The sequence below is a fragment of the Paenibacillus sp. CH40 genome (assembly GCF_024213605.1).
In the GTDB taxonomy this organism is placed as follows: Bacteria; Bacillota; Bacilli; order Paenibacillales; family Paenibacillaceae; genus Paenibacillus; species Paenibacillus polymyxa_B.
Genome location: NZ_JANAVQ010000001.1, coordinates 487,480 through 511,825, shown reverse-complemented (window position 1 = coordinate 511,825; position 24,346 = coordinate 487,480). Strand labels below are relative to the sequence as shown.

Here is a 24,346-nt window from a genome sequence, read left to right as displayed (position 1 = left end):
GCTCCCCCTTATTTGTTGCTTGTTCATCAATTTGATTACCCGAAAATAGTCCCTTCTAACCGAAAGAGCTGTAATTTTCAGTATTTATCCTACCACAAATGAGCATTGAAAGGTATAAAAACATGCCAACCTCCTCACGCTAAACCATAAATTTATGAATACTCAAGGAGGACGGTCCCATGTCTCGGCGAAAATGGTTAAAACCCCTGCTCGGAGCAGCTGCCGGGGTGCTTCTCATCACACTGATGCTGCCTTCCCGTGATCACCGCCATACACCGCAGCCCGAATATACGGCCAAGATGGTGCCACAGCAAGAGAAGCAGCTCAAAAAAGGAATGTTGGCTTTGGACCTGTCCGCTACGGATACCCTAACACGCATGGATGCAAGGCAGGATATTCAATACGTGATGCGGGAGCTTGATGGTAAAACTGCTGATCAGAAAAGGCAGTTTACCCGCACGCTCCAGCAATCGCACAGTCATCTTCATACGTTACTGTGGATTCACACACGCGACGGGAACACGAGCACCTATACGGGCGGTAAATCACAAACTCGTCTGCTGAGTCATCCTCAAATTAAAAGCAGTTTGGCCGCGGCTCGCCGTTCCGTCATGCAAAATAAATCCTACGAATCTGCTGCATTTCAGGCTGAAGGCGGTAAATATTTTGTCATGGCAGAACCATCGGCTGACGGAACATGTGGTGTTGCTGCCCTGGTTAGTCAGCAAGTATTGCGTGACGTGGAGAAGCATCAGCGTAAGAATTTGCGGTTGATTCCCTATCCAAAAGAAGGCAGCTACAAAATCGAATCCGTACATCCCGACACATTGCACGATATTACTGTCAAGACGGGCCACGACAACGAAAATGCAAGTCATTATTTTGAAAACGAAATTGTCGTTCGCTTCCGTCACAATCCTGATTCACGACAACTGCAGGAAATTGCAGCAGATTTACACTGTGCGCCAGGCCGCAAGCTTGGTTATACCTATGTATTTCATTCGGATAAGATGAACTTCAAGGAGCTAAAGCAATATTTTTCAAGAAAGTGGAACCCGCTTTATACTGAGCCTCACTATATGTATCTAACCAATGAGAAAACACCTATCAAAGCGGACAACTCTATCCCCAATGATTTGCTCTTTTCCCGCTATCAATGGAATCTGCCGGCTACTGAAACCAACCGGGGTTGGAAATTAAGCAAAGGAAGCAAGGACGTAATTGTCGCTGTCGTAGATACGGGAGTAGATTTGGATCACCCCGACCTAAAAGGTCAAATCCTTTCAGGTCATAACGTGGTAAACCCGTCTGAAAAACCTTATGATGACGTCGGTCACGGAACGCACGTCGCTGGCATCATTTCTGCCCTCGTGAATAATGGTGAGGGGGTCGCTGGCATGACATGGTACAACAAAGTCATGCCGATTAAGGTTCTTGACCAATCCGGCTCCGGTACGACTTACTCGGTTGCAGAAGGTATTATATGGGCAGCTGATCATGGGGCCAAGGTCATCAATTTGAGTCTAGGCAATTACGCACAAGCTGAATTTTTGCATGATGCGATCAAATACGCCTATGATAAAGATGTCGTATTAGTTGCAGCCACAGGTAATGACAATACGGAACGACCTGGCTATCCAGCAGCGTATCCAGAAGTATTTGCCGTTTCCGCTACAGATTCTTCTATGCACCGTGCATCCTTTTCTAACTATGGAGATTATGTAGACGTCATGGCTCCAGGTGCAAGTATCGCCAGTACGTACCCAGGGAATCAATATGCTGCACTGTCAGGCACTTCCATGGCCAGTCCCCATGTATCAGCGCTTGCTGCACTGATTCGATCCATTAACCCCGATCTGACCAACAAAGAGGTAATGGAATTAATGAGAAGCAGCGTAATTGACTTGGGCACACCAGGGCATGACAAATATTTCGGGTATGGTCAAATTGACGTGTATAAAGCGTTGAAAGCAGCACAACGTCCATATGTTCCTTTGCAATTCTATCCACAGCATTTAAGTGACAAGTTAAAATCAATATTAAAGAAACTGGAAACGTAAGATTCCTTATTGGAAAAAAGCAGCCATGTTGCTCCATGGCTGCTTTTTTGGGCTTTATTAACGCTTGGAACTGCTGCGAACAGAACGCTTGCCATGGCTGCGAGTATGACAGCAAGGTTCTCCAGGATCCTTTATACTCACCGGAAATACGTGATGAGGCACAGGTACAATGTGCGTCTGATTTACAATTTCAATCGGATGAACCACAGGCACGACTTGTGGGAAAAATTGATGATTTACAAATTGGATCGGTGGGCACACGATCGGGTCGTAAGGGCAATGACTCATAATGTGCAACTCCTTTCGGTGAATTAGTACAGCATATTAAGAAGGCAGGTGCTGTGCTTGGATGTTTACCCCCTAATACAAATATCCCTTATAAAATAGGCTTCCGCTCAACAATGACCGAACGATCAAGCAGTTCACCCAACAAACGGCACAGTTTGTGAAGACCTATTTTAAGTGTTTCCTTGTCCGCATACGAAAAAGAAATACGGATATGATTACTGTCCATACCACCTGCATAGCATACTGCCCCAGGTAAAAAGGAAACGCCTTCTCGGTCAGCCAGCCGCTCCAATTCTGGAATATCAACATTAGGAGGAAGCTTAATCCACACATTTAGGCCGCCTTCGGGAGCATACCAGCTGACCTCTGGCGGAGCATAGCGCTGGAGCGTGTGCAATGCGACTGTCAACCGATCCCGCATTTGTTCCCGCAACCAAACAAGATGCTGATCAAGTCGGTTCTTGATAAAGGGCAGTAGCGCTTTTTGCGTTAATAGAGGGCTCCCTAAATCTGTAGTAGACTTGGCAGCCACCAAACGATCCATTACACTGCCCGTGGCCGCTACACAAGCTATACGGCAACCGGGAGCAACGGTTTTGCTAAAGCTTTTGATATATATCACATGTCCGGACTGATCATGCGCCTTGATAGAGAGTGGCGGCTTTGTTTTATAATAAAGGTCGGAAAATGGATCATCTTCAACAATGAGACAATGATAACTTTGAGCTAGATCCAGTAATTGTGCGCGTCTGGCCATCGTTAAAGTTACTCCAGTAGGATTATGAAAAGTGGGTATCGTGTAGATCAGTTTTGGGGGATGAGTGTCGCAAAGACGTGTGAGGATATCGATCCGCATGCCCTGCTCATCCATCGGAATCATAATTACTTTGGCACCACGACTGGTAAACACATCAATGGCCCCCGTATATGTAGGAGCCTCCATGTAGACAACATCTCCAGAACCAACAAAAGTACGTGCCACCAGGTCAATCCCTTGTTGGGCACCACTGGTTACGAGTAGCTGTTCTGCCACTGTGCATATACCGCGTTCGTTCAAGTGATCTACAAACACTTCCCTCAGCGCTAAATCACCTTCAAAAGTCCCATATGCTGCCATTGCATCGGGATTTCCAGAGGATAGATGTTGAGTATCAGCAATGATTTCACGTGTAGGAAGAAGCTCCGGTTGAATTGCTGCTATATGAAAAGAATAGGGAACCTGTCTGCTATGGTTAAAGTTTCTCCATAGCTGTGCGCGCGGCAAATAATCGATCAGCGACATTTGCCATGACAAATCCTGCGCTCCCTCTCGTTGAACAGCTACCGAAGGCTCTGCTACATAGCAACCTTTTCCCTGTGTACAGGTAACCAAATGAATAGACTCCAGCTCAGCATACGCCTTGCTTACAGTAACGGGACTTACCGCAAGTAGGCTGGACAGATGACGGACAGACGGAAGCTTTGTGCCCTGAGGCAGCAATCCAGACTGGATGCGATCTGCTAATGTTTTGGCAATCTGTAAATATAATTTGACACTGCTATTGCGGCTGAGATCAATATGCATCGGAACTGTCCCCTCCAAAAATCAACTGTTACATTTAGACGTTTACTGTTATACTTCATTATCGATATAATACAACAAATTTCATAGTACAGTATAGAACACAGGAGATGATTGGATTGGAACACAAATTTTCGGGTATGGCTCGTACTCAGGGCTCGTCCATGGTAAGGGACATTTTAAAGCTGACACAGGGAACAGATGTGTTATCTCTGGCAGGCGGCCTTCCTGCCGATGCCTTTTTCCCCATCGAAGCTGTTGCTAAAGCCTATGAGCGGGTATTTCGCCTCGGCGGTACTACCGCTCTTCAATACGGCCTAACCGAGGGCTACATTCCTCTACGGGAACGTCTTGCAGCAATCATGTCATCCCAAGGCATCTCCGTCACCAGAGATAATATCATTATGACGACGGGCTCACAGCAAACCATTGATCTGGTTTCGCGTGTGTTGCTCGATCCGCAGGATACTGTATTGGTGGAGTCCCCTACTTATTTGGCGGCTCTTCAGGTATTTAATTCCTATGGTGCCAACATTGTAAGTGTAGATACAGACTCTAACGGTATGCAATTAGAAGATCTTGAAGCCAAGATCAAAAAACATCAGCCTAAATTCGTGTATGTCATCCCCACCTTCTCCAACCCGGCAGGAAGTGTTTGGAGTATGGAACGCAGAACAGGCGTTGTTAAACTATGCCGTAAATACGGCACTTTGATTTTTGAAGATGATCCTTACGGACGTCTTAAATTTGACGAAAACCTTAACTTTCCATCCCTTTTCTCAATTGATCAACAGTTAGGTGGAGACAGTCATGTAATGTACACTTCTACATTCTCTAAAACTGTCGCTCCAGGTGTTCGCTCTGGATGGTTGGTAGCCGATCAAGCTATCGTCGTTAAAGTCGCGAATGCCAAACAATCTGCCGATCTGCACTCCAGCAGTATTGATCAACGTGCTTTGAATGAGTTACTGGACTTTTTTGACTTGGACGGACATATTCGTACCGTGTCCGCCGAGTACCACACTCGTATGCTGCGTCTCACATCGCTGATGAAAGAACGCCAATGGGAAGGAATCACATGGAATGATGCACTTGGCGGTATGTTTATGTGGGTTACCCTCCCTGAGGGCTTCCGTTCTGACCGGTTGCTGCAACTCGCAATTCAGGAAGGAGTCGCATTTGTGCCTGGACAAGTCTTCTATGCTGACCTGAGCGGCAGCAACCATATGCGAATCAACTTCACGCATACCGATCCTTCCCTGCTTCCAAAAGCAGTTGACCGATTGGATCGAGCACTGAAGATGTACACAGAGGAAAGTGTGGTAAAAAGCGTACGCTGATGGAGTTGGCAGGACACGTACGTGAGCCGCTTCACGAATCATTTGATTTTACGATCGCTGTCACCCTCTGATTCGTTTGGAAATTGAATAGTATGGTGGAATCTGGAACAAAGGCGCATGCCTCGCTTCTACAGATTCAAATGCGTTGCTACGCTGACTACGTGCCTCTTCCTCGCACGTTTTTACGGTAGAGGGAGTAAAAATTAAAATGAAAGCCTCCAGTAATTATGCTGGGGGCTTCATTCTAAAATTGCACTATTTCTGCGCAAATACGGTATGTTAAAAAGGGTGTGTCATGATTCCCACAGGAATATGACACACCCTTTTTAATTCAATAAATACATTTGGTTAAAGGCTTTCATGCAAACAGGTCATTTACAAAAGTTAAATTCATACATTTTAAGGTGTTGCAGTGGGGAAAGTTTTCCGTAAGCCGGGTTCTGTGCTATTCGTGGTACAGACGGGAACTACCCTCCCACTACAAGCGACAATCATCTATCTAGGCCGAACATTGCTATCCAGCTCCAGCGACCAACCTAGACACGCCTCGGGCTAAGGCTGCTTCGCGAAGAAGCTGTGTCCCATTAGGTCTTGCTCCAGATGGGGTTTACCAGGAACGAAGTCACCAGCGTTCCTCGGGGTCTCTTACACCTCGGTTCCATCCTTGCCTGTGCCGCAAGCGGCCATCGGCGGTCCATTTCTGTGGCACTATCCTTCAACTCGCGCTGACTGGACGTTATCCAGCATCCTGCCCTATGGAGCCCGGACTTTCCTCTCGCGGCTTACGCCGCCAGCGATTGTCTGTCAAACTTTCCGAACAACATTACATAGTATACAGGGAACGCGCGCACGTTACAACCCTGAAAATATTGTAAAAAGTAGAAAGCACCTTTATTTTCTCATAGACGTTGAGATTTTACAAAAATTGAAAAGGTTCGGTTTCCACCTGAGATACATGTACTTCCGTTGAGTATCGACCTTCTGCCAATCGTTTACGCATCCACTCTGCAGTTTTAGGCTTCATAATCTTTTCAGCGTTATGTCCAGGGTCAATAACAGCAATCCCCGCCATAAGGGCATCCTGAGCCGTGTGATAGTCAATATCCCCCGTGACTAATACATCAGCCCCCTTAAAAAGCGACTTGTTCACATAACGGCTGCCAGAGCCCCCAAGCACGGCTGCCTTTTTGATCGTACGATCTAAGTCGCCCACCACACGTACATGCTCGACGTTGAGACCGTTTTTCACAACATCGACAAACTCCCGTAACGTGCGGGCTTCCTTGAGCTTGCCCACCCGCCCCAAACCAAAGCTACGGCCTTGCAAATCCATATGGTACAGGTCATAAGCCACCTCTTCATAAGGATGAGCCTTCAGCATCGCTTGAACAACTTTATTGCGTACACTCTGCGGTACAATGGTCTCAATACGAACCTCTTCACTACGTTCCATTTTACCCGGCTCACCCAAAAACGGCTGTGTGCCTTCACCCGGCACAAAAGTTCCGTAGCCGTCAATGTTAAAGCTGCAATGGCTGTAGTTGCCAATATGTCCAGCTCCCGCCCCCAGTACGGCATCCAGTACCCGTTGATGATGTGTTTTAGGTACGAAAACAACAAGCTTGAACAATTGCTCGGTGTGAACATCCTCCAACGTACCTTCACTTTGAATACCCAGTGCTTCCGCCATCCAGTCATTCATGCCGTCCTCAGCCGTATCCAGATTCGTATGACTGATGTAGACAGCAATATCATTCTTGATCAGCTTTTCATACAATCTGCCCGCAGGCTGATCCGTGTTCAAAGCTTTAAGTGGGCGGAATATAATCGCATGATGCGCAATAATGAGGTCAGCTTTTATGCGGATTGCCTCTTCGACAACCTCATCATTAACATCCAGGGCTACTAATATGCTTTTGATTTCCTTTTGCAGACTACCCAGCTGAAGCCCGATTCTATCGTCTGGAACTGCCAAGTATTTTGGAGCCAGCTGCTCCATGTAGCTAATTACTGTCTGTCCTTTGGCAAACATGCAAGTACCTCCTCTAGCTGTTCAATTTGCTTGCGCAATTGTTCCCGCTTATGCTGTGCGGATTCCTGATCTGACCGTGCCACTTGTGCCAGCACATCCTGAAGCTTGCGAATCTCTAATTTCCATTTATAAAAAAAGATTTCATTCGGTGTTTTAACCAATAGCGGCCCGAGTTGCATTAACAAATCCTGTGTCAGTACCAGCGAACTATCGGGAAGTTTCCATGGTTGATACAGCTCATCCTGTTTCAGTGGGCTTACCGAATCAGGTACTGCCGTCAGAATCTCATATATTTTTCCGTCTTCTTCCATAATATGTTCCCTTGTTAGTACCCATTGATGTTCAATGAGCCATCGGCGTAAAATATCCTCGCCTACGTTAGGCTGTAGAACAAGTTGTTTTACTGAAACAAGCTTGTCTTTCCCTTGCTCTAGAATGGAAGCGATCAAGGCACCACCCATGCCGGCTATTGTAATAACATCAACCTCATTGGCCTTAATTACAGCCAAGCCATCTCCCTTTCTAACCGCAATGCGATCAGTAAGACCTGCTTCGGCCACCTGCTTTTGAGCCGCACGCAACGGCCCATCGTTGACTTCACCCGCCACGGCTTGCGGTACTCTGCCACTACGCACTGCAGCCACAGGGAGCAGTCCATGATCCGAGCCAATATCCGCAAGTCTGCTCCCGGCAGGAATTTGTTCCATAATATATTGTAATCGTTGAGAAAGTTTCATGACGTCACCCACATAATCCATTTTTTTCGAGTCCAAAATAAAATCCCTACAACAAATGCCAACTTCAGTATGCTGTAAAACACCACATCTCCCGCTGCTTGATGGCGCAGGATAATCATGTCTGCTTCAGCCATGAATGCTAGTGTCATGCCTATAGCGAAATAAACCAAAGCGAGACGCGGAAAGCGGCGATGTACCCACCAGCTTAACCAGATCAACAATACTGCGTGCAAAATCCAAAATGCCTCAAGCATCACTAAAGTTGCTGTAGGCCAGTAGCGGCCTATAAGGACCGCGTACACTAAAAGCAGCCCAGCAAGACCACAGTAATGAAGTAAGCTGATCCGCAAAGTTAATCCCACAAGACACCATACTACACCGCATAGGCCTACGAGAAAAAGAAACCAAACCTTAGCTTCACCTTGATGGAGCTGAATGATCCACACACCCGAACCCAGCATAATCGCACTGCCTAAAGTGCTCAACATCGCACTCATACTCTTTTCGGAAGACCGCCAAAATGCGGCCACTCCATAGCAAATCGTAGTAACTGCACTTGCCGAGAATATTTGCATTGCCAACGGAAAAGCGGTAAAATAAAAACCGATCAAACAAATGCAGGAAATAATGACAAAACCAAGAAGCCAGGCGATCCCATGCCCGTGTCTAAGATATGTAAGCAGCCCGGTGTTGTTACGGTTCTGGCTCTGCGACGGCTCTTCGTCCTCCCGATACAGGTTAGACAAAAAATCGCAATATTGCTCAGGGAGCAGCCGACTTCGCCGCCAATGCTCAATTTCATGTAACAGTATTGCCCGTTTTTTCTCCTGGTCCAAGCTTCTTCCCCTCCACCAAGGCTGCCATGAGATAAAAAAAGACCCCCTGCGCGCTTCAAGCCGCAGAAGGTCCGCAATGTTACGCTTCTATTCGAGGAAATCCTTCAGTCGCTTACTGCGGCTTGGATGGCGCAACTTACGCAGCGCTTTGGCCTCAATCTGACGAATACGTTCACGTGTAACACCGAACACTTTACCCACTTCTTCAAGAGTTCTGGTTCTTCCGTCGTCCAAACCAAAGCGGAGACGCAAAACATTCTCTTCCCGTTCGGTCAACGTATCCAGTACATCCTCAAGCTGTTCCTTCAGAAGTTCATAGGCAGCCGCATCTGCAGGCGCCAATGCTTCCTGATCCTCAATGAAATCCCCCAGATGTGAGTCATCCTCTTCACCAATTGGTGTTTCCAATGAAACCGGTTCTTGGGCAATTTTCATAATCTCCCGTACTTTTTCCACGCTCAGCTCCATCTCGGCAGCCACTTCTTCCGGCGTAGGTTCGCGCCCCAGCTCTTGCAAAAGTTGACGCGATACGCGAATCAGCTTGTTGATCGTTTCCACCATATGCACCGGAATACGGATCGTTCTCGCCTGATCGGCTATTGCGCGCGTAATGGCCTGACGAATCCACCAGGTTGCATACGTACTGAATTTAAAGCCTTTTTCGTAATCAAATTTTTCTACTGCTTTAATCAAACCCATATTACCTTCCTGAATCAGATCCAGGAAAAGCATTCCGCGACCAACATAACGTTTGGCAATACTTACAACCAGACGCAAGTTCGCTTCTGCCAACCGACGCTTAGCTTCTTCATCGCCGTTATTGATCCGTTTGGCAAGCTCCACCTCATCATCAGCAGAAAGCAACGGTACACGACCGATTTCCTTCAAGTACATCCGGACCGGGTCATTAATTTTAATACCGGGAGGCAGGCTCAGATCGTCATCGAAATTAAAATCATCCCCATCATTGTTTTCCGGGTCGTCATTTTGACGCAATCTGGTAACTTCTTCGTCGTTGTCATTCACAACCTCAATCCCCAAGTCACCCAGCTGCTCATAAAACTCATCCATTTGCTCGGGGTCCTGATCAAACGGCGACAGTTTTTCCATGATATCTTTGTAGTTCAGAGAGGAACTTTTTTTACCCAACTCAATCAGTTGATCTTTAACCTGATCCAGTGTTAGTTCCGTCTCCAGTTCAGTATGCTGATCATTCGCCATCTTTCGACTCCCTCCTCCCTAGAAACATCCGACCTTTGTGTGTTCATTGTCTCTCTAGGGCTATAATCTCACTTGCAATTTGTGCTGCGCGCAAAAAGTCACCTAAGCGCTCAGCGGCTCTCATTTCTTCCCTTTTCAAATCCAGTTGCTCCTGCAATGGAAATTTTCGCACTTGATGAATATAATCATCCAAAATGTGCGGTGCCCATACGCCTGGAGCATCCATCATCATGATCGAACTTACGTTCTTCTCCAGTCGGTCGTCTTGCAAAGATGAAATAAAACGGCTTGTATCCGGTAACTTCCCTTGCGCGTAATAGGCATATAGATAAGCAGCAATTGCTGCATGATCCTCAATATTAAAGGCGTCGCCCAGATGCTTTTCTACATACTCTGCAGCTTCTAAATCCTGCATCATCCAGTGAAGCAGCCTGCGTTCAGCCACATGGTAAGCTGGCAACAGATTAGGTGTGGAGACCTGCCCTTTTTTATGCCTACCATTATTCCACCCATTTTCGTTATTATCCCCAAAGTTCTGTTTTTTTTGCAGGGATTGACGGAGTAAATTGCATTCTTGCTTCAAGGTTTCAAAATCCACCTTGACTTCGGATGATACTTCGCGCAGATACACTTCCCGCTCGGTCGGGGATGACAGAGGTGCAATGACATTTAATGCTTCGCGGGAATACGCGATTCTTCCTTCTTCCTCTTGCAGTATATGGTTTTTTTTCAGATATATAAGCTTAAATTTCACCGTTGAAACAGCACTTTCGATAATTTGGCGCTGGAATCGTTCGCCGCCGTATTGCCTGATAAAATCATCCGGGTCCATACCGTCACTGACCAGCGCTACTTTCACGTGAAGCCCCGCATTTTCCAACAGCGGAAAATTTTTAAGCGCAGCAGCTTGTCCTGCCCGGTCACCATCATAACAAATAATAACCTCGTCGCACAGTCCTTTTAACATCGTAGCATGGTGCTCCGTTAGAGCAGTGCCCATGGCGGCCACCCCATTTTGTACGCCAGCTTCCCACGCCGAGATAACATCACCATAGCCCTCAAAAAGAACACTTTGGCGTAGCTTGCGAATTGAGGTTTTAGCATGATGGAGATTGTACAGCGTTCGGCTCTTGTTGAATAGCTTGGTCTCCGGTGAATTCAAATACTTCGGCTGTCCCTCACCAAGTATACGGCCTGCAAAGGCAATAACTTTTCCGTTGCGATTCCAAATGGGAAACATGATACGATCTCTGAATCGATCCACATATCCATCACCCTCATGCCGGGGAGAAATAAGCCCTCCCTTTTCCATCTCCACGGGATCAAAAGAACGCTTCTCCAGAAACTGAACGATCGTATCCCATCGGTTGGGTGCATAGCCAATTTGAAATTGATCAATGATCTTGTCACTGAATCCCCGTGAGCGCAAGTATTCCATGGCTGGTTTGCCGTGCTCCGTATTTTTAAGCAAAAAATGGTACATCTTAGAAGTTAACTCATACGCTTGCAACAGCCTGTCCAACTCAGGATGCTGATGCGATGAATCACGTCCCTGCCATTCGCCGAGCGGGATATGACTTTCTTCTGCCATTGTCCTGACAGCTTCGGGAAAGGATAGTCCTTCGATTTCCATCATAAATTTGATGGCATTGCCTCCCGCGCCGCAGCCGTAGCAGTAAAAAATCTGACGATCCGGTGTCACGGTGAATGAAGGGGTTTTTTCGGAATGAAAAGGACAGAGGCCTTTCATATATTTCCCCTGCTTGGTCAAATGCACGTACTTGCTTACCGTATCTACAATATCATGATGTTGTAAAACCGACTCAATGATATCGTCCGGTATGTTGCCTTGTCCGGCACTCATATTAACCACCTTCATCTCTTTAGCACGTAAATATAATTCGATACCGTTACTCATTCTCCTGCAAGCGAAGTAAAAGTTTTGTCAGTTTATGTTGAAAAACTTCACGATCCTCTAATGTAAACGGTTTAGGACCTTTTCCATAACGTCCTTTTTTCCGTTCTTTGGCAGAAGTATGGCGTCGGTCAAGCATGAAATCTATCGAATCGTTTCGATACATAGCTCCGCGAAAAGACATCACTTCACAACCTTTTGCCAAGGCAAGTGCAGCAAGACCATAATCATTGGTGGTTACAATATCCCCGCGGCGGATATGATTGGCAATATAGAGATCGGCACTTTGGTCGCTTCGGTCTACTTTAACGACGCTTACGCCTTCGCTGCCCTGAATGAGATGATCATATGAAGATACCATAATAACCTCAATATGAAAACGGGAAGCTATCTCCGCAATTTCACTTTTAACAGGACAAGCGTCCCCGTCAACAACGATCCGCACATCCAGTAAAGTTCCGGTTCCCTCCATGAGCATCCCCCATCTCCATCCGCATTCGAGTAAAATACGGAACGGCTGCAAGATTACTCTTACACCGTTCCGTATATTTATACCCATTTTTTCAAGTTGTTCATACTACCACAATGACGTTTAAACTACAAGCTTGGAAAAATCGGCAAAACGCTTCAGTTCTGAGTCAATAGCAGCCAGCAATGCCAAACGATTATTACGAACAGCATCATCCTCAGCCATAACCATAACGGAATCAAAGAATGCCGTCACCGCAGGGGTAATGGATGAAGCAAGCGCTAACGCTCGTGTCGCATCACCTTCCTGTAAAGCTACGCTATAAGATTCATAAGCGCTAGACCATGCTTCGTAAAGCGTTTTTTCGCCTTGCTCCGTAAACTCACTCGTATTAACTAACTTATACACTGCTTTAGCAGCCAGATTGCCTACACGATTAAAGGATTCAACTGTTGCTTTGAATACCTCACCTGTTTGTACGGCAGTCATTAATGCAGTTCCGCGGTTAACAACGGAAGCAACATCGTCATATCCAGCTGCAAGCACAGCATCCACAACGTCATAGCGAAGTGTCTCAGACAATAGTTTCTTCACCCGTAATCCGAAAAACTCATGTAATTCTTTACGTATTTCATCCGCGGAACGTTTCATATTTCCAAGGTTGCCGTGCACATCGAGCGCGATATTGAACACATCAGACAACGTAGCCGAAAGCTTACGATCCAACAAGATTTGCACAATACCTGCTGCCTGACGACGAAGCGCGTAAGGGTCCTGTGAACCTGTTGGAATAATACCGATGGAGAAGCATCCTGTAATGGTATCTATCTTGTCTGCGATACTTACAATCGCTCCAGCATTCGTTGAAGGAACCGTTTCTCCTGCATAACGCGGTTGGTAATGCTCAAACACCGCTCTCGCCACTTCTTCCTTCTCTCCAGCCTTACGAGCATAATCCTCACCCATCACACCTTGCAGTTCAGGGAACTCATATACCATTTGTGTTACCAGGTCAAATTTACAAATATCCGCTGCTCGACTAACCGATTCCTGTGCATCTGAGGAAACATGAAGTTTCTCTGCCAGAGCATCAGCAATACGACGAATCCGGCGCACTTTGTCTCCAACCGTTCCCAGCTCTTCGTGGAAAACGATACTTTCCAGTTTGGAGAGTGCATCTTTAATTTCCAGCTTCTGATCTTCTTCATAAAAGAATTTGGCATCAGACAGCCGCGCACGCAATACTTTTTCATTCCCTTTAGCAATGACCTCCAGCGATTGACTTCCTCCGTTACGTACCGTAACAAAGTATGGCAGCAGCTCTCCTGTGCGATCCAGCACTGGGAAATAGCGTTGATGTTCACGCATGGAAGTAATGAGTACATCCTTCGGAATGTTCAGGAACGCAGGATCAAAACCTCCGAACAGTACTGTTGGGGTTTCCACCAAATACAGCACTTCTTCCAGCAGATCATCCTTGACCGCAATCGTCCAATCTTTTTCGGCAGCCAGCGCTTCAATTTGCTTTACAATAAGCGTTTGACGTTCCTCAATGTCCACAATGACATGCTGCTTGCGAAGTACTTCAACATAGTCGGCTGGACTTGCTACAACGGCATCCTGTCCCAGGAAACGATGCCCTCTTGTCACATTTCCTGACTGCACGCCGGCAATCTCCAAATTAACAATATCGTTACCAAACAAGGCAATCAACCAGCGGATCGGACGAACAAATTTAAAGTCATAACTTGCCCAGCGCATGAATTTAGGGAATGTCATGGCATGTAAAATGTGCAATAAACCTTCGGACAGTACATCCGCTGTTGGTACACCTATGCTGCTCTTAGTGGCGTAAATATATTCCACGCCTCCAAGCTCCTTGAATGTGAACTGTTCAGGATCAACACCTTGGCTGCGAGCAAAGCCTAGTGCAGCCTTGCTCCAGTTACCAGCTTCGTCGAGTGCGATTTTGCGGGAAGGACCTTTAACTTCTTCGTTAATATCTTCTTGCTTCTCTGCTACTTCCTTGACAAGTACCGCCAAACGGCGAGGTGTAGCATAAGCCTCTACAGCACCATAAGCAATACGCGAGCTGTCAAGCCACGCCGTCATACGCTGCTTCAACTGCTGAATCGCATTCGGGATAAAACGTGCAGGGACTTCTTCCAACCCGATCTCAAACAATAAATCCTTAGACATTTGCCGCACCTCCTTTCTTCAACAGCGGGAAGCCCAGCTTCTCGCGCTCCTCCAGATAGGTCGCAGCCACCTGACGCGCCAAATTACGTACTCGTATAATAAACCCAGTCCGTTCCGTCACGCTGATCGCTCCGCGAGCGTCCAGCAAGTTGAACGCATGAGAACATTTCAGCACATAATCATAGGCTGGAAATACAAGATGCTGCGCCATCGCTTTATTTGCCTCTTCTTCATACATATTAAAAAGAGTAAAGAGCATTTTGACGTCAGATACTTCGAACGTATACTTGGAATGCTCAAATTCAGGCTGGTGGAAAACATCACCGTACGTGATTCCATTGACCCACTCCAAATCGAACACATTCTCCTTGTCCTGGATGTAGGAAGCAAGACGCTCCATACCATACGTGATTTCTACGGCAACCGGACTGGCATCAATACCGCCCACTTGCTGGAAATACGTGAATTGAGTAATTTCCATACCGTCCAGCCATACTTCCCAACCTAAGCCCCACGCTCCCAGCGTCGGTGCTTCCCAGTTGTCTTCAACGAAACGAATATCATGCTCCAGAGGGTTAATGCCCAAACGGCTCAAACTCTCCAAATACAATTCCTGAATGTTATCCGGTGAAGGCTTCAAAACTACTTGGAACTGATGATGCTGATACAGGCGATTCGGGTTCTCACCATAACGTCCGTCTGACGGACGACGAGAAGGCTCAACATAAGCTACATTCCACGGCTCAGGTCCGATCGAACGTAAATACGTCATTGGGTTCATCGTGCCTGCCCCTTTTTCCGTGTCATACGGCTGTACAATAATACAGTTGTGTTCAGCCCAAAATTGTTGCAGCGTTAAAATCATCTGCTGAAAATTCATTGGTACACGCTCCCTTTCTACTTCCCTCAAATGTTGGTGATTTCTTCTCATTAAGCTCGTATGTACAGGGCTATTTTATCCCAAAAGCCTTGCTAGAGACAGCAAAAAGCCCCCGCCTCTACGCCTGTACAGACGTAGGGACGAGAGCTGACTCCCGCGGTTCCACCCTACTTGATTGCGATCCTACATCACCAATCAGATCGTAATCCTCTTTTCCGTGTCCATTCAGATGCTCCCGAGTGCCTTGTTCACGAAGAATTCCCGCTGGGCTTACACCGTCCCCAACTCGCTAATTACAGAGAATACATCCCGCTACTTTCTCGTTCAATGCATCTGCTCCCGAAGGAGATATATAGTAGGATATTACACGTTTTCAGCAATACAGTCAAGAGAATAGGGCGTTTCACATATCGTACTTGTCGAGCTGATCCAAGAAATTGCGGGATTTCAGCTTGACCTCCAACTGCATATCCATGAACTGACGCATGACATGTTTGATCTCCAGCTTAGTGGAGTCCTTCACGTCAATGTTGCCGAGCCGATTCAAATCCATTCTGGCGAACAAGCGCAGCAACTTCAATGTACGTGGAGTCACGCTCAATGCAGCTGGATCAAAATGCTTGTAGCTCCGACACAAAACTCCGCCTAGCCTCGGACTGACAAACATATCTTCATCAGCACATTGTTGACCACTTGAAATACATGCATCAAGCTGAGGAGCATATCCGGCCGCCTGCAATATTTTAAATTCATAAATACTCATGACGATAAGCGGATCTTTGCCACTCTCTAGCGCCTCCAAACATGCTTTTAGCTGCTTAAACCAGAACGCACCTGTTTCCTCATCCTGTAACACCCGATCGAGTAATTCACAAGCATAAGAAGCGTAAGCAGCCTTAGTAATATCCTCGCGTAATGTATGGTGGGATTGGATGATTTCACCGGCATTCAACGTGCCTAAGCCTGTGTTTCGAAAAAAAACGAATTCACCGTACGTAAACGGCTGCGTTAAAGCAGCGTGACGGCTTTTGGACTTTTTTGCACCTCTGACCAGCACGCCTGCTTTGTCTCCGCTTTCGGTGCAAAGCGTAATAATTTTGTTCCCCTCACCGTAATCCATGCTGCGGATGACGATTCCTTCCACCCTGTAAAGCATGCCTCTTCCCCCAAACATTCGCGAAGAAGCCAGTGGCTTGTACTATTCACGGGCTTCTTCATGCTCGTCCGACTCTCCCTTATCCGTGTCTTGCTCCCTTGTCACGGCGCTCTCCCGATATAACAGATACGCACCGACATCTCCAGTCATCGCAAAATACTTCCACGAAAAATCTCGCAATTGTATTCATCCTTTCTTCGGAAATGACGTTTGCATCTCAAAAATAGGATGATGCGAAGAGAGGAGAAGTATGCGATGAAATAAATGGATTGCGTTAAAAAAGGCTGCTGTATGTAGATTGGAATGCCGCTTCGCAAATGATTTGATCTTACGATCGCTGTTACCCCCGAATTGATTTGAATGTACAAACATACAAAGGGTTAAATTCGGGGGTAAAGGCGAACGCTATCGCTTCTTCAGATTCAAATCCTCCGCTACAACGTGCATACAGATAACCTTTTTTTAAAACGTTCGTTATTTCATCACTGGAAGAAAAGGGTAAAAAAGAGCAAGAGTTAAGCGCCGCATATGCGCGGCGCTTTGAATGACCAGAAGACTGTTACTTATCTCAGTCATAGAGATCGGACGGCTTTTTTATGATGCTTACAACAACTATACATATTTATTTAATATCCATTTTTTTAGCCTCAATAAACCCTTGAACTAAAGTAACGTAGAATCGAATTCTGTTTTTAAGCGTCGCGATGGAAGCCAAGGTCACGAAGGACGCGGTCCTGGTTGCGCCAGTCTTTTTTTACCTTAACCCAAAGTTCCAGGAAAATCTTGGAGCCTAGCAGGTTTTGGATATCCTGGCGGGCCTGTTTGCCCACTTCTTTGAGCATGGCTCCCTGTTTGCCGATAATGATCCCCTTCTGGGAGTCACGCTCTACAAAAATAACAGCCATAATATGCACTACCCCATTATCCTGCACTTTCATGTCTTCAATCATAACGGCAATAGAATGGGGTACTTCCTCACGTGTCATATGCAGAATTTTTTCCCGAACCAGCTCGGCAATAACAAACTGTTCTGGATGATCGGTAATTTGATCATCCGGATAATATTGCGGACCTTCTGGCAAGTATTTTTGCACCTGCTCCAGCAGGGTGTTTACATTGTTGCCCATTTTGGCCGAGATCGGTACGATTTCAGCAAAGTCGTACAACTTGCGATACTGCTCAATCAGGGGCAACAACGCTTCCGGCTCAATGCGATCAATTTTATTCAGCACCAAGATAACTGGCGTTTTTACTTGTTTAAGCTGTTCCGCAATAAAACGGTCGCCACCGCCTAGACCTTCAGCAGCGTCAATAAGAAAAAGTACCGCTTCTACTTCACCCAACGTATTAAAAGCAGTCTGATTCATGTAATCGCCTAATTTTGACTGGCGCTTATGAATCCCGGGTGTATCCAAAAATACAATTTGCGTGTCCTCTGTAGTAAATACGCCGTGAATTTTGTTGCGTGTAGTTTGTGGCTTGTCTGACATAATGGCGATCTTCTGCCCAATGACGTGGTTCATCAGTGTTGATTTTCCGACATTAGGTCTGCCAACAATTGCGACAAAGCCTGATTTAAAGTGTTTCTTAGCCATTTCATTTCCTCCAGCGCGATTAAGCACCTATTTTATTTTGGTTTTTCCATTAAAACAGCGAACTAATTAACGTCAACATAGGCCTATAAAACACAAATATACCAATAATTACAGCAAAAACCGCTGCCAGGAGCACGGCTCCGGCGGCGGTGTCTTTAGCCGCTTTGGCCAGCGGATGAATATCAGGTGAGATGAGATCCACCGCTGCTTCAACAGCGGTGTTGAACAGTTCGGCTACAATGACTATAGCGATAGCCACGCAGACGAATAACCAGTCGAGCCGGGAGATGTGCAGAGTTAAGCCTGCTACAATGACAAGGAACGCCACGGCCACATGTATCCGCATATTGACTTGCGTACGCAGAGCATACATCACGCCTTCTGCAGCATAGCGAAAGGTCATTCTCCAAGGCTGACGTCTCATTACCTTGTCAACCCCGCTTGAGCCAGTACAGCTTCCTGTTTGCCCATCATTTCAGCTTCACTCACATCATCCTGATGATCATAGCCTAACAGATGCAGAAAGCCGTGAACAAACAAAAAACCGATTTCACGCTCAATGGAATGTCCGTATTCTTCGCTCTGAGCTTGCGCTGTCTGTACAGAGATTATAATATCCCCCAGAACATCCGGTACATCATTCAATGAATTTTCTTCATTCGGTTCGTAAATAATTTCAAGCTCTTCATCCAGTGTCTCCTTCATAGCAAAAGACAACACATCGGTGGGACGATCAATTCCCCGATAGTCCCTGTTCAACTCATGAATTTGCTCATCATTAACGAAGGTAAGGGCTACCTCACCGTCTGTGACTCCTTCCACTCTGCCTGCCCCCTCTAATAAGGTGTTCAGCAGCGTAATTAAAGATTCGTTAATTACCATATCGTTTTGTTCATTATTCCAAGCTAATTGAAGGCCCATGCCAACCGCTCCTTTTAATTCTAGTGCTCTACCCGTGCTTCATGCACAAGTTATATTAAGCTTTTCCGTTTTCAGACTTGGGCCTTTCCTCTGGATACTCAATACGGGAATGGAAAATCCCCATTACTGTTTCCTTGAGGGTTTGAGCCACGATATCAAGCTCCCGCATGGTCAGCTCGCAGTCGTTAAATTGGTGATCATCAAGACGGCTCTTAATAATTTTCTCAATCATGGATTCAACCTGTTCCACCGTCGGCTTCCGTAAGGAACGAACTGCTGCCTCCACACTATCAGCAATTCCCACCACAGCAGACTCTTTAGACTGAGCCTTCGGTCCCGGATAACGGAAATCATCCTCCGTGAAGTCAGGCTCCACCCCCCGCTCTTCAGCCTCACGCAACGCCTTGTGATAAAAATAGTGTAAGAATGTCGTTCCGTGATGCTGCTCGGCAATATCGCGAATTGGCTTGGGTAGCTTGTAATCCAATTGCATTTCCACGCCGTCACGAGCATGGGCGATAATGATGGATTTGCTAAGCTTGGGCTCTATTGAATCATGTGGATTTTCCAACCCATTTTGATTTTCAATGAAGTACGAAGGCCTCTTGGTTTTACCAATATCATGATAATACGAACCAACCCGGCACAACAAGCCGTTTGCTCCTATAGCCTCCGCTGCGGCCTCTGACAGATTACCCACCATTACACTATGATGATACGTTCCCGGTGTCTCCGTAAGCAGCTTGCGGAGCAATGGATGGTTGGGATTCGACAGCTCAACAAGCTTCAGTGCCGACAAGATACCAAAAGTAGACTCAAAAAATGGCATTAGCCCAATAACAAGTATTGCTGTTATCAGACCGCCTGCAAAAGCAAAAGCTACCCCATAGAGCGTCGTCGTTTGAGTCCAATTCCCTTGGTCAATCAGTGCCAGAGAAAAAACAGACAGGGCACCGAACAGGCATACCATAATCGCCCCTTTGAACAGTGTTGAACGCTGGCTGGCTCGATGGGTAGAGAAAATCGCTGCCAGACAGACCACAATAGCAAAAAATCCAAAATTAAAGTCAAAAATTTGTCCCTGACGGACATTCAAAATAACACTTGCCAATATACTGAATATAACGGCACATACAAAAGCCAACGACATATCAAGCAGCAGCGTTACGAGCATAGCTCCAAGCGCGATAGGCGCCAGATAGCCAAGATAGGAACGTTCACTGTTCTGCAGTATGGAAATTAACATCATTGCTCCTACTGTAATCACAAAGATTAATACTAGCATGAGCAACTGCGCATTATTATACTTGAAGTTTCGTGTTCGTGATTGAAATTGACGAATATACATAAACAGGCCCAATGCCAGCATCATAGACAACATCAGCAGCCCAAATTGTGGCCAATAATTGATTTTATCCTTGAGCAATTCATTTTCATCAAGCAGTGTATAGATTTCCTGGGTAATAATCTCACCCTTCTTGACGAGTACTTCACCCTGTTTAATGTAAACTGTCGGTGTATCTTCACGAGCCTGTACCTTGGCGTCCTTCGTAGCTGTATCATCATAAAACTTGTTGGCGGTAATGACAAGCCTTGCAAGTTCCTGAACAACCTCCCGTGAAGTACGCTTAGTAAGCGAGCTTGTACTAACCCGCTCAGCTACTTTCGCTCGGGCTGTCTGAGCATCCGTAATTTGATCATTCATCAACCCTGTCACAATCTCACGGGCAACAGGCCGCATTTCAGCAATATCCTCAGATGTAAGGCGCGGAATTTTAATGAATGTCTCCTCTGGAATTCGGTACGTTTGCTCTTTCGTTTTTTCCAGCACTTCATCCAGCAGCTTATCTGGGTAGGCATCCGCATTACGGCTGTTATTCACAAAATTTTGCACAAATTCCCGTGCACGTTGCGGAATCTCATCCTTATAAATCGAAATCTTATCTGCTCTGGAAACCTGATCATCCTGATTGAGCCGTTCAATTCGATCCAAAATACCAGTAATCAGGTTATCGTTGCGAACGGGCACAATGGTATACATGGGCTGCACACGTTCAGCTGATTCCTCTTGAGCCTTCAAAGTCGCCTTACTGTTAGGAAGCTGCATCGGGGCGACAATTTCCTTTTCACTCGGTTGATTTACCCGAATATCATAACGCTCGGGAAGCAGCTTGGACGCAAAGCCTACATAAAAAAGAACCACCAAAAATAAAAACAGAAGATAGCGTGTCGCCACGCTATACTTCCATCCATTCATTCTATGCTGGAACGTTTTCCCTTTAGATAATTCCTTCGAGGTCATCTAAAACAATCCCTCTCCATCATCTTTTTCAAGGCAGCTACACTGCTCATTTTATACTTTTTCTGATCGTACACACCATACTCGTGATTGAATGGCTATCCTTGATTTTCGGCAACACGGTCATAAGCAACAATGATTTTTTGAACGAGGGAATGACGGACAACATCCTCTTCTGCAAACTGGACAAAGCCTATTTCCTCAATCCCTTGTAAAATCGCATTCGCTTCAATCAGACCGGATTTTTTGCCACGAGGCAAATCAATTTGCGTGACATCGCCGGTAATAACCATTTTGGAGCCGAAGCCAAGTCGAGTCAAAAACATTTTCATTTGCTCGGGTGTGGTGTTTTGCGCTTCGTCCAAAATAATAAATGAATCATCCAGCGTACGTCCCCGCATATAAGCCAAAGGAGCAATTTCTATTAACCCGCGCTCCAGTGCCTTTGCAGTCTGCTCTGGGCCCATCACATCGTATAGGGCATCATACAATGGGCGTAAATACGGATCAACCTTTTCCTGTAAATCCCCTGGTAAAAAACCTAAATTTTCACCTGCTTCCACCGCAGGACGAGTCAGTACAATGCGCTTGACTGAACCTTCCTTCAGGGCAGCTACGGCCAGCACTACAGCCAGATAGGTTTTACCAGTACCTGCCGGGCCAATTCCAAATACAATATCGCGTTTCTTAATCGTGGTTACATAGTGCTTTTGTCCAATCGTTTTGACGCGAATCGGTTTACCCCGGAACGTCGTCGTAATTTCACCCTTGAACAAATCGAGCAGCTGATCAGCGCGCAAATCTTTGGCCAATTCAATCGCATAATGGACGTCCCTTTCGGTCAGTATATACCCATTGCGAATTAACTGGAGTAATACATCGAACAATTGTTCGAGCACTTCCACCTCGTGTGCATTACCAAAAACATTAACTTCTGCCTCACGAGATGCTATTTTTGCTGGAATAGCGGCTTCGATTAATTTTAAAAAGGAATCCTGCGGGCCAAATAACGCCTGTCCTTCTCCCGCATTGTTCAATGCAATTTGTATGCTGCGTTGTTGTTCTGCCAAATAGCCTCATTCTCCTTGGTTATGAACTAACGGAAGTTCTTCCGCAATATCCTGCTCCACTTCAAAAAGCACTTTCATATAAACTTTACCATTCTCTCTCTTCTCATGCAAAATTTTTTGGCTCATTATTTTCGTTCCTTTGCCGTATTTAGCTAAAATATCAGCTCGCGCGCCTTCTATTCCTGACATTTTCGCTTCTGCTTCCGTAAGCTTCTGCTCTTGTATCTTTGTCTCCCTCACACTTTCGGTCATCCAACCCATTGGAAGTTTGTAGGAACGCCATGTTAGCGGATCATGTTCAACTGTTGTTTTATGTGTAGAATAAGGTATTTTCCCATATCCCCACAATTGTATCGCACGGTTGCCTAACACCAGATACAAGCGGTCGTGACTGGTACCTGTATACGTGCTGCTGCGTTGCACCGTGGGACTGCTAATTTCGTATTCATGCCATACAAGACCCTTAACCTCTCCTTTGGCTACGACCTGCTGCTGATTCTCCTCATCTCCAAGCGTTCCCGAGATGAGAATGGCTCCTTTTTTGACACGCGTATTTTTATGCACGACAGGACGACCCTGCTCGGCAAAAATTTCAGTGACTACCGCGTCTGCCTTACTGATGATATGACGTGGGCTGTAGAGCGGCGCAGGGGTAGGCTGTGAAGCTTCAACAACCTGAATCGTCACCAAAGTACCCTGTTTTTCCACACCGATCCAGGATGCCTCTGGAAGCTTCTGCATGAGCGCACGGGAAAGCTTGTCTTGACTGGAAAGACGAAAGCTCCATTGAAACGGATACAGCCCCTCCTGTCGGGCGGCTTTGAGAACGGATTCCGTCGAGAGCTTATCATTCCCCTTCACTTCAATGTCCCAGATAAGCGAAGACATCAGCAGGAGACCTACCCAGAACAAAGCCAATCCAGCCAGAAAAAATTTACGTTTGGCAAGTCGTATAACAGTAAAGGGAAGCCCTTGCCGCTTCAGAACATGCATTTTACAGCCTGTCCTTCTCAAAAGCGGGCGTAGGAGGAAGACGTGCGGCAGCAGAAGGTTCATTTCTGCATGTCTAGTACCCATCGGCCGCACGTTCCAAACAGGTATATGTTGATCGTTGAGTAAATTAATGAAAGCTTCCACACTTTCGCCCTTGACAGCAAGGGTAACCGTGCCATGCAGCTTTGCTAAAGCAGGATGTTTCACAAGCCTTCCTCCGTTCCTTCCATTTGGATATCCGTTATATGTCCCTCCACACTTACCTGCTCTGGCAGAATAGACGTAATGACTAGATCATGGCCGGACACCCTCAGCCTGCCTTGCGCAAGTGCAAGTACGAGCTGATCCGGCGTGAAATCCACCACGCCCCGGTGATTCTCCACATAAAGCTGGCGGCTGCCGATGAGGGTTAACCGCGGCAAGTCAAATAGAATGTCCTGCGGAAGCTCCAGCGTCTCGCTGGCCCACTTTCGCAGTTTGCGGCTCATCCTGCTCATACGGCGAAATCTCCTTTCCCGTCATCAAAACATCTGTTATCCAACGGCTCATAGTTGTTTTGATGACAGCACGCTGCTATTTTTTCATCTTCTGTTATTGCCATTCGGACCCATAGATGTTTCATGGCAGCTACGCTGCTGGCTTTTCATCATATATTCTTATTATCAGTGAACACCATTACACCAGCGCCACAGATATCTGTTCTGTACATTTTATGATCCAGCCCCCGCATTTATGAGGCTAAACTTACAATTCGTAGCTGCTACTATATTGCAG

General features: G+C 46.3%; 21 protein-coding genes and 1 other RNA gene. 2 read left to right on the top strand and 20 right to left on the bottom strand.

Features of this window, described 5'->3' with window-relative positions; all coding sequences use genetic code 11:
• The first annotated feature begins 179 nt into the window (after positions 1 to 179).
• Positions 180 to 2,060, top strand: coding sequence for a S8 family peptidase (locus NLX73_RS02240; RefSeq protein ID WP_254325266.1), 1,881 nt, complete (start codon positions 180 to 182; stop codon positions 2,058 to 2,060).
• Positions 2,061 to 2,117: 57 nt separating this feature from the next.
• On the opposite strand, the gene NLX73_RS02235 is transcribed toward NLX73_RS02240, so the two are convergent.
• Positions 2,118 to 2,348: a hypothetical protein gene (locus tag NLX73_RS02235; RefSeq protein ID WP_081112406.1), complete on the bottom strand. Its 231-nt coding sequence runs from the start codon at positions 2,346 to 2,348 to the stop codon at positions 2,118 to 2,120.
• Between the two features lie 88 nt (positions 2,349 to 2,436).
• Positions 2,437 to 3,912 carry a MocR-like pyridoxine biosynthesis transcription factor PdxR gene (gene pdxR / locus NLX73_RS02230; protein ID WP_254325265.1) on the bottom strand — a complete coding sequence of 492 codons (1,476 nt, stop codon included), beginning with the start codon at positions 3,910 to 3,912 and terminating at the stop codon, positions 2,437 to 2,439.
• 116 nt (positions 3,913 to 4,028) lie between these two features.
• Here pdxR and NLX73_RS02225 point away from each other — a divergent pair, with 116 nt between their 5' ends.
• Positions 4,029 to 5,249 carry an aminotransferase-like domain-containing protein gene (locus NLX73_RS02225; protein WP_254325264.1) on the top strand — a complete coding sequence of 407 codons (1,221 nt, stop codon included), beginning with the start codon at positions 4,029 to 4,031 and terminating at the stop codon, positions 5,247 to 5,249.
• A gap of 414 nt (positions 5,250 to 5,663) precedes the next feature.
• On the opposite strand, the gene rnpB is transcribed toward NLX73_RS02225, so the two are convergent.
• The 18 genes from rnpB to yqfC form a co-directional block, all read right to left on the bottom strand.
• An RNA gene (rnpB, locus tag NLX73_RS02220) (RNase P RNA component class A) lies at positions 5,664 to 6,062 on the bottom strand.
• A gap of 103 nt (positions 6,063 to 6,165) precedes the next feature.
• Entirely contained in the window at positions 6,166 to 7,281 is a 1,116-nt protein-coding gene (locus tag NLX73_RS02215; RefSeq protein WP_254325263.1) for a Nif3-like dinuclear metal center hexameric protein, read from the bottom strand.
• Positions 7,257 to 8,018 (bottom strand): tRNA (adenine(22)-N(1))-methyltransferase, encoded by a 762-nt coding sequence (locus NLX73_RS02210; protein ID WP_254325262.1) that lies wholly within the window; start codon positions 8,016 to 8,018, stop codon positions 7,257 to 7,259. The genes NLX73_RS02215 and NLX73_RS02210 overlap by 25 nt, the downstream gene beginning before the upstream one ends.
• Positions 8,015 to 8,854: a hypothetical protein gene (locus NLX73_RS02205; RefSeq protein WP_254325261.1), complete on the bottom strand. Its 840-nt coding sequence runs from the start codon at positions 8,852 to 8,854 to the stop codon at positions 8,015 to 8,017. The genes NLX73_RS02210 and NLX73_RS02205 overlap by 4 nt, the downstream gene beginning before the upstream one ends.
• Positions 8,855 to 8,941: 87 nt before the next feature.
• A complete protein-coding gene (gene rpoD, locus NLX73_RS02200; RefSeq protein WP_007431230.1) occupies positions 8,942 to 10,075 on the bottom strand; it encodes an RNA polymerase sigma factor RpoD in 1,134 nt (377 codons plus the stop codon).
• Between the two features lie 43 nt (positions 10,076 to 10,118).
• A complete protein-coding gene (gene dnaG / locus NLX73_RS02195; protein ID WP_180984627.1) occupies positions 10,119 to 11,993 on the bottom strand; it encodes a DNA primase in 1,875 nt (624 codons plus the stop codon).
• Positions 11,986 to 12,462: a YaiI/YqxD family protein gene (locus NLX73_RS02190; protein WP_254325260.1), complete on the bottom strand. Its 477-nt coding sequence runs from the start codon at positions 12,460 to 12,462 to the stop codon at positions 11,986 to 11,988. The genes dnaG and NLX73_RS02190 overlap by 8 nt, the downstream gene beginning before the upstream one ends.
• Positions 12,463 to 12,582: 120 nt before the next feature.
• The gene (gene glyS / locus NLX73_RS02185; RefSeq protein WP_254325259.1) at positions 12,583 to 14,658 is read right to left on the bottom strand and encodes a glycine--tRNA ligase subunit beta; all 2,076 of its coding nucleotides are present in this window, start codon (positions 14,656 to 14,658) and stop codon (positions 12,583 to 12,585) included.
• A complete protein-coding gene (glyQ, locus tag NLX73_RS02180; protein WP_023989480.1) occupies positions 14,651 to 15,538 on the bottom strand; it encodes a glycine--tRNA ligase subunit alpha in 888 nt (295 codons plus the stop codon). Before glyQ ends, glyS begins: the two co-directional genes overlap by 8 nt.
• A 403-nt stretch (positions 15,539 to 15,941) precedes the next feature.
• Entirely contained in the window at positions 15,942 to 16,694 is a 753-nt protein-coding gene (gene recO / locus NLX73_RS02175) for a DNA repair protein RecO (RefSeq protein WP_254325258.1), read from the bottom strand.
• 42 nt (positions 16,695 to 16,736) lie between these two features.
• On the bottom strand, positions 16,737 to 16,874 hold the full coding sequence (locus tag NLX73_RS02170; RefSeq protein WP_254325257.1) for a YqzL family protein: 138 nt from the start codon (positions 16,872 to 16,874) through the stop codon (positions 16,737 to 16,739).
• A 512-nt stretch (positions 16,875 to 17,386) separates the two neighbouring features.
• Entirely contained in the window at positions 17,387 to 18,289 is a 903-nt protein-coding gene (gene era, locus NLX73_RS02165; protein WP_039272276.1) for a GTPase Era, read from the bottom strand.
• Positions 18,290 to 18,338: 49 nt separating this feature from the next.
• Positions 18,339 to 18,713: a diacylglycerol kinase family protein gene (locus NLX73_RS02160; protein WP_039272277.1), complete on the bottom strand. Its 375-nt coding sequence runs from the start codon at positions 18,711 to 18,713 to the stop codon at positions 18,339 to 18,341.
• Complete coding sequence (ybeY, locus tag NLX73_RS02155; RefSeq protein ID WP_254325256.1) at positions 18,713 to 19,210, bottom strand: rRNA maturation RNase YbeY; 498 nt, start codon at positions 19,208 to 19,210, stop codon at positions 18,713 to 18,715. Before ybeY ends, NLX73_RS02160 begins: the two co-directional genes overlap by 1 nt.
• Positions 19,211 to 19,265: 55 nt before the next feature.
• Positions 19,266 to 21,512 carry an HD family phosphohydrolase gene (locus tag NLX73_RS02150; protein ID WP_039272278.1) on the bottom strand — a complete coding sequence of 749 codons (2,247 nt, stop codon included), beginning with the start codon at positions 21,510 to 21,512 and terminating at the stop codon, positions 19,266 to 19,268.
• A 95-nt stretch (positions 21,513 to 21,607) separates the two neighbouring features.
• Positions 21,608 to 22,579, bottom strand: a complete 972-nt coding sequence (locus tag NLX73_RS02145) for a PhoH family protein (RefSeq protein WP_029517794.1) — start codon at positions 22,577 to 22,579, stop codon at positions 21,608 to 21,610.
• A gap of 6 nt (positions 22,580 to 22,585) precedes the next feature.
• Positions 22,586 to 23,779 carry a sporulation protein YqfD gene (gene yqfD / locus NLX73_RS02140; protein ID WP_254325255.1) on the bottom strand — a complete coding sequence of 398 codons (1,194 nt, stop codon included), beginning with the start codon at positions 23,777 to 23,779 and terminating at the stop codon, positions 22,586 to 22,588.
• Entirely contained in the window at positions 23,776 to 24,069 is a 294-nt protein-coding gene (gene yqfC, locus NLX73_RS02135; RefSeq protein WP_254325254.1) for a sporulation protein YqfC, read from the bottom strand. Before yqfC ends, yqfD begins: the two co-directional genes overlap by 4 nt.
• Positions 24,070 to 24,346: the final 277 nt, after the last annotated feature.

Excerpts from the sequence above, each read along its gene's own strand:
- NLX73_RS02235 (WP_081112406.1), bottom strand. The coding sequence starts at position 2,348 with ATGAGTCATTGCCCTTACGACCCGATCGTGTGCCCACCGATCCAATTT.
- recO (WP_254325258.1), bottom strand. The coding sequence starts at position 16,694 with ATGCTTTACAGGGTGGAAGGAATCGTCATCCGCAGCATGGATTACGGT.
- NLX73_RS02160 (WP_039272277.1), bottom strand. The coding sequence starts at position 18,713 with ATGAGACGTCAGCCTTGGAGAATGACCTTTCGCTATGCTGCAGAAGGC.
- NLX73_RS02215 (WP_254325263.1), bottom strand. The coding sequence starts at position 7,281 with ATGTTTGCCAAAGGACAGACAGTAATTAGCTACATGGAGCAGCTGGCT.
- glyS (WP_254325259.1), bottom strand. The coding sequence starts at position 14,658 with ATGTCTAAGGATTTATTGTTTGAGATCGGGTTGGAAGAAGTCCCTGCA.
- dnaG (WP_180984627.1), bottom strand. The coding sequence starts at position 11,993 with ATGAGTAACGGTATCGAATTATATTTACGTGCTAAAGAGATGAAGGTG.
- ybeY (WP_254325256.1), bottom strand. The coding sequence starts at position 19,210 with ATGGGCCTTCAATTAGCTTGGAATAATGAACAAAACGATATGGTAATT.
- pdxR (WP_254325265.1), bottom strand. The coding sequence starts at position 3,912 with ATGCATATTGATCTCAGCCGCAATAGCAGTGTCAAATTATATTTACAG.
- era (WP_039272276.1), bottom strand. The coding sequence starts at position 18,289 with ATGGCTAAGAAACACTTTAAATCAGGCTTTGTCGCAATTGTTGGCAGA.
- glyQ (WP_023989480.1), bottom strand. The coding sequence starts at position 15,538 with ATGAATTTTCAGCAGATGATTTTAACGCTGCAACAATTTTGGGCTGAA.
- yqfC (WP_254325254.1), bottom strand. The coding sequence starts at position 24,069 with ATGAGCAGGATGAGCCGCAAACTGCGAAAGTGGGCCAGCGAGACGCTG.
- NLX73_RS02240 (WP_254325266.1), top strand. The coding sequence starts at position 180 with ATGTCTCGGCGAAAATGGTTAAAACCCCTGCTCGGAGCAGCTGCCGGG.
- NLX73_RS02190 (WP_254325260.1), bottom strand. The coding sequence starts at position 12,462 with ATGGAGGGAACCGGAACTTTACTGGATGTGCGGATCGTTGTTGACGGG.
- NLX73_RS02150 (WP_039272278.1), bottom strand. The coding sequence starts at position 21,512 with ATGACCTCGAAGGAATTATCTAAAGGGAAAACGTTCCAGCATAGAATG.
- rpoD (WP_007431230.1), bottom strand. The coding sequence starts at position 10,075 with ATGGCGAATGATCAGCATACTGAACTGGAGACGGAACTAACACTGGAT.
- NLX73_RS02210 (WP_254325262.1), bottom strand. The coding sequence starts at position 8,018 with ATGAAACTTTCTCAACGATTACAATATATTATGGAACAAATTCCTGCC.